The organism is Hathewaya proteolytica DSM 3090, from assembly GCF_900142225.1.
Taxonomy (GTDB): Bacteria; Bacillota; Clostridia; order Clostridiales; family Clostridiaceae; genus Hathewaya; species Hathewaya proteolytica.
Genome location: NZ_FRAD01000003.1, coordinates 140,552 through 154,886, shown reverse-complemented (window position 1 = coordinate 154,886; position 14,335 = coordinate 140,552). Strand labels below are relative to the sequence as shown.

Genomic DNA, 14,335 nt, shown 5'->3' with positions numbered 1-14,335 from the left:
TTAAATAAGGTGATGGGAGTGATTATATGCCACTAGCTGATAGGATTAGGCCAACTACATTGGATGAAGTGATAGGTCAAAAGCATCTCATTGGAAAGGACAAAATCTTATATAGAATGTGCCAAACTGGGAAGCTAACTAGCATGATATTTTATGGTCCACCAGGGGTGGGCAAAACAACGGTAGCAAATATATTGGCAGGGGCTTGTAATAAAAAGTTTTACAAACTCAATGCCACCACTGCTTCTGTTAAGGACATTCAGGATATAATATCCCAGCTGAACACCATAGAAAATATACAAGGCATAGTTTTGTACATAGATGAGATTCAGAATTTTAATAAAAAACAACAACAATCTATATTAGAGTTCATGGAAAATGGGAGCATTACTCTTATAGCGAGTACTACAGAAAACCCATACCATTATGTATACAAGGCTATTTTAAGTAGGGCCCTTGTGTATGAGTTCAAGGAATTGAAGAGTACAGATATAGAGCTTGGAATTAGAAGAGCCATAGATAGTATAGAAAAACACGTAGGAAGGCAGTTTATAACATGCAATGATGAGGTCATTAAAATTATTTCAAATAGTGCTTCTGGGGATTATAGAAGAAGTCTTAATATTTTAGAAAGCTGTGTTTTGTATGTGCCAAAGGACGTTAATGGCAATGTACTCATAGACGAAAAATCAGTGTTGGAATTTGGCGGAGACAAGGCGGTGAATTTCGATAGAGATGGTGATAGCCATTACGACTTATTAAGTGCTTTTCACAAATCCATAAGAGGATCAGATCCTGATGCTAGCATTTACTATCTGGCAAGGTTAATTAAGGGCGGCGATTTAATCTCTATTTGTAGGCGATTGTTGGCTATTGCTTCGGAGGATATAGGACTTGCGTATCCCAATGCGGTAACCATGGTTAAATCTTGTGTTGATTCAGCTACTCAATTGGGATTTCCAGAGGCAAGGCTACCTCTAGCACAGGCTACACTTTTGCTTGCCACATCTCCAAAGTCTAATTCCTGCTGTGTGGCTATTGACAATGCCTTAAGGGATATAGAAAATGGCGTCATGGGTGCCGTACCTGAGCATCTAAGGGATTCACATTATGAGGGTGCCACGGCTTTGAACAGAGGGGTAGAATACAAATATCCACATGACTATGAAAATCATTTTGTGAAACAGCAGTACCTTCCAGATGAAAAAAAAGATAAAATATACTACAAACCTGCTGATAACAAAATGGAAAATAATATTCGTCTTTTTTTAGAAAAAATTAATAAAATATAGTTGACAATAATGGTCGGATTTGATATTATGAATTCAGAGTAAAATGCTCAGAATTAAGGATGTGATTTAATGAAATTATCTACGAAGGGCAGATATGGCGTAAAAGCCATGGTACATCTTGCTATAAACTACGGAGGTGAACCTGTATCCATTAAGGCTATAGCACAAGAAAATAATATATCTGAATATTATCTAGAACAGCTTTTCTCTTCTTTGAGAAAGGGCGGCCTTATTAAAAGTATTAGAGGCGCTCAGGGCGGCTATGTACTAAGCAGAGAACCAAAATACATCACTGTTAAGGATATTATGCTTTTATTGGAAGGACCAGTAGAAATATCAGACTGCCTTAGCGAGGATTGCTGTGACAACGTGGATAAATGCCCTACGCGATTGCTGTGGGTTAGGTTACAAGATAGCATAGAAAATGTAATACAATCCACTAATCTTCAAGATATGGTGGATGATTATAATAGTATGAGAACAATTGACATGACTTTTATTTCCAAGGAAATATAAGGCACACAAAGGAGCGGATAAAATGGAAAAACACGTATATATGGATCATGCTGCTACTACTTATACAAAAAAAGAAGTATTAAATGAGATGATACCGTACTTCACAGAGTATTACGGTAACCCATCCTCAATATACTCTTTGTCAAGAAGTACAAAAAAGGCTATTGATGAAGCAAGAACAAAGGTAGCTAAGTGTCTAAACGCAGATGAAAAGGAAATTTTCTTCACAGGTGGAGGCTCAGAAGCTGACAATTGGGCCATAAAGGGTGTGGCATTTGCCAACAAAAATAAGGGCAATCACATTATAACTACAAAAATAGAGCACCACGCTGTTCTGCACACATGCAAGTTCCTTGAAAGACAGGGATTTGAAGTTACGTATTTAGATGTGGATAAAGAAGGTTTTGTAGACCCTGAAGACGTTAAAAAAGCTATAACAGATAAAACTATACTTGTAAGTGTTATGTTTGCAAACAATGAAATAGGTACTATTGAGCCAATAAAAGAAATTGGAGCTATATGTAGAGAAAAGAAAGTGTTGTTCCACACAGATGCTGTTCAGGCTGTAGGCCATATAGAAGTAGATGTTCAAGACATGAATATTGATTTATTGTCTTTGGCAGCTCATAAGTTTTACGGTCCTAAGGGCGTAGGTGCTCTTTATATAAAAAAAGGCGTAAGAATTAATAACTTAGTTGATGGTGGAGGACAAGAAAGAGGTAGAAGAGCTGGTACAGAAAATATCGCAGGCATAGTAGGGCTTGGAAAGGCTCTTGAGTTAGCTTGTGAGCACATGGAAGAAAATAACAAAAAGTTAGTATTCCTTAGAGATAAACTTATGAATGGACTTCTAACTGTACCTCATACTAAGCTCAACGGACCTAAAGACCACCATAGGTTACCTGGAAATTTAAATATATGCTTTAAATTTATTGAAGGAGAGTCTATTTTGCTTCTTTTAGATGCCAATGGAATATCTGCATCCAGTGGAAGTGCATGCACATCAGGTTCCTTGGATCCATCTCACGTATTGTTATCCATTGGTTTGCCTCACGAAATAGCCCATGGCTCCTTGAGATTATCCCTTGGGGATGAAAATACTGAGGAAGATGTGGACTACGCTCTGGAGGTTATTCCAAAAATAATTCAAAGACTTAGAGATATGTCACCTTTATGGGATGATTTTTTAAGAGAAGGGGAGAAATAATTATGATATACAGCGCAAAGGTTATGGAACACTTTAATAATCCAAGAAACGTAGGAGAAATACCAGATGCAAATGGCATAGGTGAAGTTGGAAATCCAAAGTGTGGGGATATTATGAAGATATACCTTAAAGTTGAGGATGATGTGGTGAAAGATGTTAAGTTTAAAACTTTTGGTTGCGGTTCTGCCATTGCTTCTTCAAGTATGGCTACAGAGCTTATAAAAGGAAAGACAACAAAGGAAGCATGGACACTTACCAATAGTGCAGTGGCTGAAGCTCTTGACGGACTTCCACCAGTAAAAATGCACTGCTCTGTCCTTGCAGAAGAGGCTATACACAAGGCAATAAATGACTACAGAGTTAAAGCAGGTCTTGAACCATGGGATTACGAAGAACACGAGGATATTCATGCCGAAGTACATGGTGAATAAACATAGTAAATATATTTTGGCTCCCGCAAGGGGGCTAATTTTCTTAAAGGTGGTAAAATATGAAGAAAAAAGTTATTATAGGAATGAGCGGCGGTGTTGATTCCTCGGTGGCTGCATACCTATTAAAAGAACAAGGCTACGAAGTTATTGGCATAATGATGAAATTAGCTTCTGATGAACTTACAGGTGAAGATAATGATGGAGGATGCTGTTCTTTGTCTGCTGCCAATGATGCTAGACGAGTTGCTGACATATTGGATATACCTTTTTACGTAATGAATTTTAAGGAAAGTTTTAAAAAGAATGTGGTAGATAGTTTTATTCATGAATATTTAATTGGTCATACACCTAATCCTTGTGTTCAATGCAATAAGTTAATTAAATTCAATGAATTTTTAAAAAAAGCACAGACTTTGGGGGCGGACTATATTGCCACTGGACATTATGCTGAAGTTGTGGAGGATGTCAATGGTAGATACAATTTAAAATGTTCTAATGATGAAAAAAAGGATCAAACTTATATGCTTTACAACCTTACTCAAGAGCAATTATCCCATATTCTTATGCCTTGCGGTAAGTACAATAAAAGTGAAATAAGAGATATTGCTGAAAAAATAGGACTTCACGTATTTAGAAAAAAGGATAGTCAAGAGATTTGTTTTATACCTGACAATAACCACGGCAAATTTATAGAAACCTACACTGGAAAATCCGCTGTTCCTGGCAACTTTGTTGATGAAAATGGCAATGTTGTTGGAAAACATAAGGGCATATGTTACTACACCATTGGCCAAAGAAAAGGATTAGGTTTATCTCTGGGTAAACCAGTATTTATAGCTGACATTGATCCACTTACCAATGATATTACTGTAGGTGATGAAAAGCTTATTTTTAAGAATCAGCTCATTGCGGGAGATGTAAATTATATATCTATAGAGAAGCTACAGCAGCCCATGGAGGTGTTTGGAAAGGTAAGGTACAGTGCTAAAATGGCACCGTGTACCATATATCCTGAAGGAGACAATAAGGTAAGGGTTATTTTTAAAGATAATCAAAGAGCCATTACAAAAGGGCAATCCGTGGTTTTTTATAAAGAGGATTTTGTAGTAGGTGGAGGTATAATCGAGAAAGTATTTTAACATTTAATTTTATAAGGTGGTTGAAATTTATGGAGTATAGTGATAAAGTTTTAGAACATTTTTATAGCCCAAGAAATGTGGGTGTGTTGCCAGATGCCAATGGTGTAGGTGAAGAGGGCAATGCTAGTTGTGGAGACATTATGAAAATTTATCTTAAAATAAAAGATGATATAATAGAAGATGTCAAGTTTAAAGCTTTTGGATGTGGGTCTGCCATTGCATCTGCAAGCATTGCCACGGAGATGATTAAGGGAAAACATCTAGAAGAAGCTTTTGAACTTACAAATAAATCTGTAATTGAAGCTCTAGATGGGCTTCCTGACGTTAAGATACATTGCTCTGTTTTAGCAGAACAGACAATACATAAGGCTATCAATAATTACAGGATTTCTCAGAACTTAGAACCTTGGAAAGACAAATTTTCTCAATAGAATTTGGTGCGTTTTAAATAAATCAGTCAAATTTAATGACTGGTTTATTTTTTTTAGAATAAATAATGGCAAAAAGAGGCAATATATATAATGAAGATAATTAAGGTTTAATAAAAGGAAGGGAAATATGTATAGTAATAGAGATTTTATAGGAAAAAAGATTACAGATAGGCAAGGGAGAAAAATGGGCACTGTTGAAGATCTATTGCTAGATGTAAAGCATGGATTAGTATGTGGTTTTAAAATAAGAGAAAGCTCCATGAGAAGAAGATATACATCTTTACACTTAAGGGATATCTTATATATTGGCAACACCATGATAGCAGATAGATTCAGCAGTGAAAACTTTTTTTGCTTTGAAGGCTTAAGAACCATGGAAATTATTAATTTATCTGGAGATATATTGGGCAGTGTTGAAAGCATACTGTTTTGCAGAGAGGATTTTAAAATTAAAGGCTTCCTTGTTTCGGAAGGATTACTTAGAAACTATATCAAGGGAAAAAGGATAATCCTTTTGTCTCACCTCATAATCGGTGAAAATAATATTTTGTATACAGGAGATAATAATTACTGTTGTTATAGTAAAATCCACGGAGTTGAGAAAAATGAATGATAAAATCAGTAAGATAATTGGTATAACTATTAGGATACTAGCCTTTATTATAAGTGCTTTTATCTTTATACTGCTATTAAAAATTCCTTTGGTCAATAGTTTCGTTAAAGTAATAATTATTTCTATGTTTATATCCTATGCCCTTAAACCCCTTTATTTTAAAATGATAAAGGGCGGCATGAAAAAGTCCTTCTCAGCTGCAATTTTAATTTTATCACTGCTATCCCTTTGTTGTGCTATAATAATACTGTTAGTGCCTAACCTTATAAGAGAGCTTGGCAGTATTGATAAAATACTATCGTCCTTATCTCAATTTATAAATACAAAGTTTTCAAATATAAAATTGCTAAAAGAAAATTATATATTTGACAATATTCTAAAAAAACTATACGACTTTGGAAATTCCTTTTCTGATGGCATTATTTTTTATGTTATGAACATAGGACAAAATCTTGTGGTATATTGTATCATACCAATAGTGACCTATTATTTTTTAGTGGACGGAAATAAAATTTTAGAGAAGTTCCTTTTTTTGTTTAGTGTGGGAAAAAGAAAAGTAATAAGAAATGTTTTAGAACATATTGATATATTGTTGAGCAAATATATATTAAGCCAAGTAGTGCTAAGTGTTGTTATATGTATTTTAACTCTTATTATCCTTATTATTGGAAAAATAAGCAACCCAATTCTCTTATCAGTATTAAACGGGATTTTAAATATAATACCTTATTTTGGCCCCCTACTCGGTGCTATTCCTATATGCATGGTGGCATTTTTGATATCAAACGAGAGAGGTATAATAATAACAATACTACTTATAATTATTCAGCAAATAGAGGGTGATATAATTTCACCCAAAATAATTGGAGAATATGTGGACCTTCATCCTTTGGCAGTTATTGTACTACTTATTTTGGGGGGCGAAATCTGTGGTTTTATGGGTATGATAATAGCCGTACCCGTGGGAGTTATAATAAAAGTTGTTTACAATGATATTAATTATTATTTGTATTAAATAAAAACCCTTAGGCAAAGTGCAGTACATTGCTTGCCACTTTACACAATGAATTGATATAATGATATAATAACATGTTTATTGACAATGATATGGAATTTTTCTATAATCATCATAGAAATAAGACGAAATATACAAATGGAGGAGAAAAAAATGAAATTTATGGGGTTAAATGATATAAGAGAATCTTATCTTACTTTTTTTGAAGGCAAGGGACATTTAAAACTGGACAGTTTCTCATTGGTTCCCAAAAATGATAAGAGCTTACTTCTTATAAATGCTGGAATGACACCTATGAAAGCATACTTCACAGGTTTAGAAGTTCCACCAAGAAAGAGAGTAACCACATGTCAAAAGTGTGTGCGCACAGGAGACATAGAAAATGTAGGGAAGACTTCAAGACATGGAACGTTTTTCGAGATGCTAGGAAACTTTTCCTTTGGAGATTATTTTAAAGAAGATGCTATAATGTGGGCTTGGGAGTATCTTACGAAGGTTCTTGAAATACCAGGTGAAAGGTTATTTGTAACTATATATCTTGATGATGATGAGGCGTATAGAATCTGGACTACAAAAACTAATGTAGATCCTAAAAATATATTTAGACTTGGGAAAAAGGACAATTTTTGGGAACACGGCGTTGGCCCTTGTGGACCTTGTTCGGAGATACATTTTAACAAGCACAATGTAAAAGTAAGCAGTGCAGAAGAATTTGAAGAAGCATCGGATAAGGACCATGTTATTGAAATCTGGAACCTTGTTTTTACGCAGTTTAACAAGGAAGAGGATGGTACATATTCAAACCTTAAAAACCCTAATATAGATACAGGTATGGGGCTTGAGAGAATAAGCACTGTTATGCAGAATGTTGACTCTATCTTTGATATCGACACAATAAAGAGTATTAGAGATGAGATTTGCAAAGCAGGAAACTTAAATTACGGAGAAAATGAAGCCCAAGACATATCAATTAAAGTAATAACAGATCACATAAGAAGTGTTGTATTTATGATATCTGACGGAATTCTTCCATCCAATGAAGGTAGGGGCTATGTTCTTAGAAGACTTCTTAGAAGAGCATCAAGACATGGCAAACTTTTAGGTTTTAAAGGTACTTTTTTAAGTGAATTATGCCATGTAGTCATTGAAAATTCCAAGTGTCAGTACAAGGAATTAGAGCTTAAAAAAGAATACATTGAAAAAGTACTTAAAATCGAAGAAGAGAGATTCTCTGAAACAATTGATGCAGGTATGGATATTCTTAAGGAATATATAAGTGAACTAAAGAATAATAATGAAACAGTATTAGATGGAGCTAAGGCATTTAAACTTTACGATACTTACGGATTCCCTCTTGAGCTCACAGAAGAAATATTACAAGAAAAATCACTGGGTATTGATTACAAAGGCTTTAAGGAAAACATGGAAAACCAGAGAATTACAGCAAAGAAAGGCAGAGAAGAGTCAAATTATATGGGTAAAGAGTTATCCATTATAGATGAAATACCAAAGGATATAGAAACATCGTTCTTAGGATATGAATGCACATCATCTGAAGGTGAGGCTTTGCTTTTAATATCAAACAATGAATTTGTCAATGAAATACAAAGCGGCGAAGAAGGCATACTATTAGTTGATAAGACACCATTTTACGCTGAAATGGGAGGACAGATTGGTGATAGGGGCTTTATAACATCTCCTAAATTAAAAGCAGAAGTTACGGATTGCAAGAAGAATGTGGCAGGTAAGACTCTTCATTTTATCAAAGTAACAGAGGGTTCTCTGTGTGTAAAAGATGTTATAACTTTAAGTGTAGATGAGAAGCAGAGAGAAAATATATGCAAAAATCACACAGCAACTCATATCCTGCAGGTTGCTCTTAGAAGAGTTCTTGGTGACCACGTACATCAGGCAGGTTCTCTTGTCAATGGAGAAAGGTTGAGATTTGATTTCGCGCATTTTTCACCTATGACAGAGGAAGAAATAAGGGAAACTGAGAGAATCGCCAATGCAGCTATAATTAAGAGCATGTCAGTGTGCACAAAGGTTATGACTTTAGAGGAGGCAAAACAAACAGGTGCCATGGCCTTGTTTGATGATAAATATGCTAAAGAGGTTAGGGTTGTATCTGTAGGAGAGTTTAGCAGTGAACTATGTGGTGGAACTCATGTAAATAATAGTGGCGAAATCGGCCTAATAAAGATAATATCTGAAACAGGTGTAGCAGCAGGTGTAAGAAGAATAGAAGCTATAACTGGAGAAGAAGTGGTTAAATACATGGAAGAAAAAGAAAACACTATAAAAGAGGCATGTAAGATATTAAAGTGCAGTGAAAAGGACTTGATAACTAAATTAAATCAGCAACTTCTTCTAATAAAAGAAAAAGAAAAAGAACTTCAGGCAATGAAAAATGAGATGAGTAAATCTATAGAAACAGACCTTATAGAAACAGCCGTTTCCATTGGAGATATCAAGGTAATAAGTTCAGTAGTTGCTTCTATGGATGCCGATACCATGAGAGACTTGGCAGATAGACTTAGAAACAAAGTCGGCAACGGTCTTGTGGTTCTTGGATGTGCTGGAGAAGATAAGGTTATGTTGACAGCTATGGCAAGCAAAAGTGCAGTGTCAGAGGGAGTACATTGTGGAAAAATCATAAAAGAAGTTGCCCTTGTTACAGGCGGCAATGGTGGTGGAAGACCAGATATGGCTCAAGCTGGGGGAAAAGATATTTCAAAACTTATCGATGCTATTATGATGGTGCCATCTTTAGTAGAAAAAATGATAAGAAAATAATTATAGAAAAACATTTAAAAAATCTTAAAATTGTGTTACAATAAGATTTAATAAGTTGTTACTATTATGAAAGAGGTGATAAATATGGTTGATAATGATATGACCTTGCAATTTAATAGTATTAAAGACAAAGACCAAGTTACAAAAGAAATTGTTATGCTTGTATACAATTCGCTAAAAGAAAAAGGATATAATCCAATAAATCAGCTTGTAGGTTACTTTATTTCAGGGGATCCGACTTATATAACTAATTATAATGGGGCTAGAGCCATGATTAATAAGCTCGAAAGAGATGAGATATTAGAAGAGGTTTTAAAACATTATTTAGATATTAAATAAGATGAAAATGCCCTTGTTGGGCATTTTTATTTTTATAAAACTTAGGAGATTTTTATGAGAATATTAGGTTTGGATGTTGGAGATAAAACCATAGGAGTAGCTATAAGTGACCCTTTGGGGTACACAGCACAGGGCATAACTACCATAAGAAGAAAAAAAGAGGAAATTGACTTAGTAGAACTGGAGAAGATTTGTGAGGAGTACAGTGTGGAAGAAATAATTTGTGGTTTGCCTAGAAATATGAACGGCACACTAGGACCACAGGGCGAAAAAGTTATGGCCTTTGCAAAAGTAATAGAAGAGAAGCTGCAGCTTAAAATAACATATTGGGATGAAAGGCTTACTACAGTTGCCGCTCATAGGGCTATGCTGGAAGCTGATTTGTCTAGAAAAAAAAGAAAAAGTATAGTTGATAAAATTGCTGCTACGTACATATTGCAGGGATATTTAGATTCCATACAATTAAGAAAAGGAGAATAAAATATGGAAAACGAATTAAAGTTTATAGATTTAAAGGATGAAGATGGCAAAAAAATCAGATTCGAGGTCATTGAAACTGTAGAGGTAAATGACAACAAGTATTTAATAGTGGCAGAAGAGAGTATGGATGAAGATGATGCCATAGTTTTGTGTATGGAAGAAAGCGATGATGAATGTTTCTTTAGACCTGTGGAGGACGATGATGAGTTAGAGACAGTAAATGAAGCCTATGAGGAAATACTAGAAAGTTTAAATTAGTATTGTAAATAATTGACAATTAGCAAAGTTTGTAATAATATAATTAAAGGGGTATATTTTTCTTTGAATTGTGAAAAAATATGTTAAATCATTAATAATAAGTTATAAGAGAGATAATAAAGTGAAAACTTTTATTTATAAAAAATAACATTAAAAGGAGGGAGACCGTGCGTAAAGATAAAGAGAAATTAAAAATAATTCCACTGGGTGGTCTCAACGAAATTGGTAAGAATCTTACTGTTTTCGAGTATAAAAATGAGATTGTCGTAGTGGATTGTGGTTTGAAATTTCCCGATGATGATATGTTAGGTATTGATGTTGTAATACCTGATGTTACGTATTTACTTAAAAATAAAGATAAAGTAAAGGGGATTTTTTTAACTCATGGTCACGAAGATCACATAGGTGCACTGCCTTACGTGTTGAGGCAACTTAATGTACCTGTGTATGGAACAAAACTTACTATTGGCATGGTGGAGTCAAAATTAAAGGAATATAGCCTTGTTGATTCTGTAACTTTAAGAGTAATAAAGCCAAAAGATGTGGTTAAATTAGACAATATTTCAATAGAGTTTATAAAAACTAACCACAGTATTGCGGATTCAGTGGCTATTGCCATCCACACGCCAATCGGCGTTGTACTTCATACAGGAGATTTTAAAATCGATTATACGCCAATTGACGGGTCTGTTGCGGATTTAGCTAGGTTTGCAGAACTTGGCAACGAAAAGGTTTTAGTTATGCTGTCTGATAGTACCAACGTGGAAAGACCCGGTTATACTATGTCGGAAAGAACCGTGGGAGAGTCCTTCCGGGAGCTATTTGCAAAAGCAGATGGAAGAATAATAGTTGCAACCTTTGCTTCAAATATCCATAGAATACAGCAGATTGTGGAAGAAGCCGAAAAGGGAGGAAGGAAGGTAGCAGTTTCTGGAAGAAGTATGGAAAACATAGTATCTGTCGCCATGGAACTTGGATACCTTAATACAGAGGAAGGAACGCTTATCACTGTAGATGAGGTGGATAAATATCCAGATGATAAAATTATAATAATAACCACTGGTAGCCAAGGTGAACCAATGTCAGCTCTTACCAGGATGGCAGCTTCTGAACATAAAAAAATAAATATAAAGAAGGGTGACAGAGTCATCATCTCTGCTTCCCCTATACCGGGAAATGAAAAGCTAGTATCCAAAGTTATTAACCAGCTTTTTAAGAAAGGTGCCGATGTAATATACGATGTTTTAGCAGATGTTCACGTATCTGGGCATGCTTGTCAGGAGGAACTAAAGCTTATGTACACTCTTGTAAAGCCAAAGTTCTTTATCCCTGTTCATGGAGAGTTCAGACATTTAAAGCAACATGCAGAGCTTATACAGAGACTAGGCATAAAGGCAGAAAATACTCTTATAGGTGATAATGGAGATATAATCGAAGTTACCGAAGATTCCATAAAGAAGAATGGTAGCGTTATGTATGGACAGGTATTTGTAGATGGACTTGGTGTTGGAGATGTGGGTAACATTGTACTAAGGGATAGAAAGCATTTATCTCAAGATGGTATTCTTACAGTGGTTGTTACCATTGAACGAGACACTGGAAAAGTAATAGCTGGTCCAGACATAATCTCAAGAGGATTCGTATATGTGAGAGAATCGGAAGATTTGATTGAAGAAGTGAAAGAAAAGGTGAGATGCGTTCTAAAAGGTTGTGAAGAAAGCAACATAAAAGAATGGTCTACAATAAAAAGCAATGTAAAGGATGTTTTAAGAAGCTTCCTTTACGAAAAAACGAAGAGAAATCCTATGATATTACCAATTATAGTAGAAGTTTAATGTAATACATAAAGGTTACATTTGACATTTGCCATTAATGATATTAAAATAGAAAAGTGATTGAGTTAGAAATTGGATACTTCAGTTGTATCCAATTTTTATTTGAAAGTAAAGATTTTTTAGAAAGTACTTGGAGGAGTTTAAATGGATACATTCATAAGAGAAGATATAAGGAATATTGCAATAATAGCCCACGTTGACCATGGTAAGACCACATTGGTTGACGCCTTATTAAAACAGAGCCGCGTTTTCAGAGAAAACCAAAAGGTTGAAGAAAGAATAATGGACTCTAATGCATTGGAAAAAGAGAGAGGTATAACTATTCTTTCTAAAAATACTTCAGTTAACTATAATGGTGTTAAAATTAACATAATAGACACACCTGGTCATGCTGATTTTGGAGGAGAAGTAGAAAGAATTCTGAAAATGGTAGATAGTGTTCTTTTAGTTGTAGACTCTTATGAAGGACCAATGCCACAGACAAAATTTGTTTTAAAGAAAGCTCTCGAACTATCTTTAAAACCAATTGTTATTATAAATAAAATTGATAAGTCAGATGCACGTCCACAGGAAGTTATTGATGAAGTCTTTGATCTATTCGTGGAGTTGGGTGCCAACGATGAGCAGCTTGATTTTCCAATAGTGTATTGTTCAGCTAGAGATTGTATTTCAAAGTATGAGGTGGAAGATGATAACGACAACATGATCCCTCTATATGAAACTATACTAAAATATGTAGAACCACCTAAGGGACAAATTGATGAGCCACTACAGTTGCTTATTTCCAGCATAGATTACAATAACTTTGTAGGTAAAATAGGAATCGGTAAAATTGTAAGGGGTATCATAAAGAAAAATCAACAGGTCACTGTTATTTCTAGAGATGGGAACAAGAGAAACGTTAAAATATCCAATCTCTACGTGTATGATGGATTAAATAGAGTAGAAACTGATGAGGCAAAATTAGGTGATATAGTTGCTATATCAGGTATTCCAGATATAAATATTGGAGAAACCATTGCAGATATTAGTTGTCCAGAGGCATTGCCTTTTGTAGATATTGATGAGCCAACACTTAGCATGAACTTTATGGTAAACAATTCTCCTTTTGCAGGACGTGAAGGTGATTTTGTAACTTCAAGACATATAAGAGACAGACTTATGAAGGAATTGGAGACTAACGTTAGCTTGAAAGTAGAAGAAACTGACTCAGCTGATTGTTTTAAGGTAAGTGGAAGAGGAGAACTTCATCTATCTATATTAATTGAAACTATGAGAAGAGAAGGGTTCGAATTCCAAGTATCTAAACCAACTGTTATATATAAAGAAAAAGATGGAAAGAAATTAGAGCCTATAGAGGAGCTTACCATAGATGTACCAGAGGAATTTATGGGTGTAGTTATGGAAAAGCTTGGACCTAGAAAGGCCGAGATGAAAAATATGACTTCTGCTGTGAATGGCTATGTTAGATTGGTATTCAACATACCTTCAAGAGGACTTATTGGATTTAGAAATGAATTTATGACAGATACAAAGGGAAATGGTATAATGAACCACGTACTTTTAGATTATGAGCCTTTTAAAGGAGATATTCCTGAAAGAAACAGAGGTTCTTTAGTAGCCTTTGATGATGGAGTTTCTATTACATATGGCTTGTACAATGCCCAAGAAAGAGGAGTAATATTTATTAACCCAGGTCTTGAGGTTTATGAAGGAATGATCGTGGGAGAAAATGCAAGACCAGGTGATCTTGATGTAAATGTATGCAAAAGAAAACATCTTAGTAACACAAGATCTTCAGGTTCAGACGATGCTTTAAAGCTTGTACCACCAAGATTAATGAGCTTGGAACAATGTCTTGAATTCATAGCTTCAGATGAATTGGTAGAAATAACTCCTAAGAGCATAAGGATGAGAAAAAGAGTTCTTGATTCAGCAGAGAGAAAGAGAATTTTTGTTAGAAATAGATAGTTTTTTCTATAA

Annotated in this window: 14 protein-coding genes; all 14 read left to right on the top strand. The window is 34.7% G+C overall.

What is annotated here, in order from left to right; all coding sequences use genetic code 11:
• The first annotated feature begins 26 nt into the window (after positions 1-26).
• The 14 genes from BUA73_RS00760 to typA all read left to right on the top strand — a co-directional run bounded on the left by BUA73_RS00760 (position 27) and on the right by typA (position 14,323).
• A complete protein-coding gene (locus BUA73_RS00760) occupies positions 27-1,292 on the top strand; it encodes a replication-associated recombination protein A (RefSeq protein ID WP_072901222.1) in 1,266 nt (421 codons plus the stop codon).
• A gap of 69 nt (positions 1,293-1,361) precedes the next feature.
• Entirely contained in the window at positions 1,362-1,808 is a 447-nt protein-coding gene (locus BUA73_RS00755; RefSeq protein ID WP_072901220.1) for an RrF2 family transcriptional regulator, read from the top strand.
• Positions 1,809-1,830: 22 nt separating this feature from the next.
• Entirely contained in the window at positions 1,831-3,015 is a 1,185-nt protein-coding gene (gene nifS / locus BUA73_RS00750; RefSeq protein ID WP_072901218.1) for a cysteine desulfurase NifS, read from the top strand.
• A 2-nt stretch (positions 3,016-3,017) separates the two neighbouring features.
• Positions 3,018-3,446 carry a Fe-S cluster assembly scaffold protein NifU gene (nifU, locus tag BUA73_RS00745; RefSeq protein WP_072901216.1) on the top strand — a complete coding sequence of 143 codons (429 nt, stop codon included), beginning with the start codon at positions 3,018-3,020 and terminating at the stop codon, positions 3,444-3,446.
• A 59-nt stretch (positions 3,447-3,505) separates the two neighbouring features.
• Positions 3,506-4,585, top strand: a complete 1,080-nt coding sequence (gene mnmA, locus BUA73_RS00740; RefSeq protein ID WP_072901214.1) for a tRNA 2-thiouridine(34) synthase MnmA — start codon at positions 3,506-3,508, stop codon at positions 4,583-4,585.
• Between the two features lie 29 nt (positions 4,586-4,614).
• A complete protein-coding gene (gene nifU, locus BUA73_RS00735; protein WP_072901212.1) occupies positions 4,615-5,016 on the top strand; it encodes a Fe-S cluster assembly scaffold protein NifU in 402 nt (133 codons plus the stop codon).
• A gap of 127 nt (positions 5,017-5,143) precedes the next feature.
• Positions 5,144-5,629: a PRC-barrel domain-containing protein gene (locus BUA73_RS00730; RefSeq protein WP_072901210.1), complete on the top strand. Its 486-nt coding sequence runs from the start codon at positions 5,144-5,146 to the stop codon at positions 5,627-5,629.
• Positions 5,622-6,644 carry an AI-2E family transporter gene (locus tag BUA73_RS00725; RefSeq protein WP_072901208.1) on the top strand — a complete coding sequence of 341 codons (1,023 nt, stop codon included), beginning with the start codon at positions 5,622-5,624 and terminating at the stop codon, positions 6,642-6,644. The genes BUA73_RS00730 and BUA73_RS00725 overlap by 8 nt, the downstream gene beginning before the upstream one ends.
• Positions 6,645-6,797: 153 nt before the next feature.
• Positions 6,798-9,440: an alanine--tRNA ligase gene (gene alaS / locus BUA73_RS00720; protein ID WP_072901206.1), complete on the top strand. Its 2,643-nt coding sequence runs from the start codon at positions 6,798-6,800 to the stop codon at positions 9,438-9,440.
• An 84-nt stretch (positions 9,441-9,524) separates the two neighbouring features.
• Complete coding sequence (locus tag BUA73_RS00715) at positions 9,525-9,779, top strand: IreB family regulatory phosphoprotein (protein ID WP_072901204.1); 255 nt, start codon at positions 9,525-9,527, stop codon at positions 9,777-9,779.
• Between the two features lie 54 nt (positions 9,780-9,833).
• Positions 9,834-10,259 carry a Holliday junction resolvase RuvX gene (ruvX, locus tag BUA73_RS00710; protein WP_072901202.1) on the top strand — a complete coding sequence of 142 codons (426 nt, stop codon included), beginning with the start codon at positions 9,834-9,836 and terminating at the stop codon, positions 10,257-10,259.
• 3 nt (positions 10,260-10,262) lie between these two features.
• The gene (locus BUA73_RS00705; protein WP_072901200.1) at positions 10,263-10,517 is read left to right on the top strand and encodes a DUF1292 domain-containing protein; all 255 of its coding nucleotides are present in this window, start codon (positions 10,263-10,265) and stop codon (positions 10,515-10,517) included.
• Positions 10,518-10,684: 167 nt separating this feature from the next.
• Positions 10,685-12,352, top strand: coding sequence for a ribonuclease J (locus BUA73_RS00700; protein WP_072901198.1), 1,668 nt, complete (start codon positions 10,685-10,687; stop codon positions 12,350-12,352).
• A gap of 144 nt (positions 12,353-12,496) precedes the next feature.
• Entirely contained in the window at positions 12,497-14,323 is a 1,827-nt protein-coding gene (typA, locus tag BUA73_RS00695) for a translational GTPase TypA (protein WP_072901196.1), read from the top strand.
• Positions 14,324-14,335: the final 12 nt, after the last annotated feature.

What these genes read in the sequence shown, in the direction of transcription:
- BUA73_RS00760 (WP_072901222.1), top strand. Translation starts at nt 27, where the DNA reads ATGCCACTAGCTGATAGGATTAGGCCAACTACATTGGATGAAGTGATA.
- BUA73_RS00755 (WP_072901220.1), top strand. Translation starts at nt 1,362, where the DNA reads ATGAAATTATCTACGAAGGGCAGATATGGCGTAAAAGCCATGGTACAT.
- nifS (WP_072901218.1), top strand. Translation starts at nt 1,831, where the DNA reads ATGGAAAAACACGTATATATGGATCATGCTGCTACTACTTATACAAAA.
- nifU (WP_072901216.1), top strand. Translation starts at nt 3,018, where the DNA reads ATGATATACAGCGCAAAGGTTATGGAACACTTTAATAATCCAAGAAAC.
- mnmA (WP_072901214.1), top strand. Translation starts at nt 3,506, where the DNA reads ATGAAGAAAAAAGTTATTATAGGAATGAGCGGCGGTGTTGATTCCTCG.
- nifU (WP_072901212.1), top strand. Translation starts at nt 4,615, where the DNA reads ATGGAGTATAGTGATAAAGTTTTAGAACATTTTTATAGCCCAAGAAAT.
- BUA73_RS00730 (WP_072901210.1), top strand. Translation starts at nt 5,144, where the DNA reads ATGTATAGTAATAGAGATTTTATAGGAAAAAAGATTACAGATAGGCAA.
- BUA73_RS00725 (WP_072901208.1), top strand. Translation starts at nt 5,622, where the DNA reads ATGAATGATAAAATCAGTAAGATAATTGGTATAACTATTAGGATACTA.
- alaS (WP_072901206.1), top strand. Translation starts at nt 6,798, where the DNA reads ATGAAATTTATGGGGTTAAATGATATAAGAGAATCTTATCTTACTTTT.
- BUA73_RS00715 (WP_072901204.1), top strand. Translation starts at nt 9,525, where the DNA reads ATGGTTGATAATGATATGACCTTGCAATTTAATAGTATTAAAGACAAA.
- ruvX (WP_072901202.1), top strand. Translation starts at nt 9,834, where the DNA reads ATGAGAATATTAGGTTTGGATGTTGGAGATAAAACCATAGGAGTAGCT.
- BUA73_RS00705 (WP_072901200.1), top strand. Translation starts at nt 10,263, where the DNA reads ATGGAAAACGAATTAAAGTTTATAGATTTAAAGGATGAAGATGGCAAA.
- typA (WP_072901196.1), top strand. Translation starts at nt 12,497, where the DNA reads ATGGATACATTCATAAGAGAAGATATAAGGAATATTGCAATAATAGCC.